Annotated in this window: 1 pseudogene; it reads left to right on the top strand. The window is 47.8% G+C overall.

Features of this window, described 5'->3' with window-relative positions:
• Positions 1-11 precede the first annotated feature (11 nt).
• Positions 12-735 (top strand): annotated as a pseudogene (locus tag LIQ05_RS20825) (VirB4-like conjugal transfer ATPase); the annotation flags it as partial.

Here is a 735-nt window from a genome sequence, read left to right as displayed (position 1 = left end):
AGGAAGGGGTGATGCCTTTGATTAAAACCCTGAGTCAGACACTGAAACAGGACAAGGAAAAATTTAAAGTACCGAAGTCTGTCCAGCAGGCCATCCCGATTCGCAAGATCTGGCCAGATGGTATTTTTCAGGTGGAGAGCAAGTATTCCAGGACATTCCGGTTTACGGATATCAACTATTCCATTGCCAGTAAAGCGGACAAGACGGAAATGTTCCTGGACTACTCTGAACTTTTAAATGCACTGGATTCTGGCTGTACGGCGAAGATCACCCTGAACAATCGTAAGATCAACAAGGAAGAGTTTGAGCAGTCCCTGCTGATCCCGATGAAAGGGGACGGTCTGGACGAGTACCGGAAAGAGTACAATGACATGCTCCTTTCCAAGATCTCCGGTACCAACAACAGTATCTACCAGGAACGCTATCTGACCATCAGCGTCCACAAGAAAAACATCGATGAAGCCAGAACCTATTTCGCACGTGTGGGAACGGACATCATCACCCATCTGGCCAAGCTGTCCTCTATTGGGGAAGAGCTGGATGCAGAGCAGAGGCTACAGATCTTCCGGGACTTTTTCAAGGCAGACGTTCCACAGAGTTTTTCATTTGACATGAAAGCCTTTGCGAAAAAGGGACACAGCTTCAAAGACTGGATCTGCCCGGACACGATGGAATTCCATAACGACCATTTCAAGCTGGGCGAGCAGTACGGCAGAGTCCTTTTTATGGAAGATT

The sequence above is a fragment of the Blautia glucerasea genome, from assembly GCF_020537505.1.
In the GTDB taxonomy this organism is placed as follows: domain Bacteria; phylum Bacillota; class Clostridia; order Lachnospirales; family Lachnospiraceae; genus Blautia_A.
This window is presented reverse-complemented; position numbering and strand designations above follow the sequence as displayed.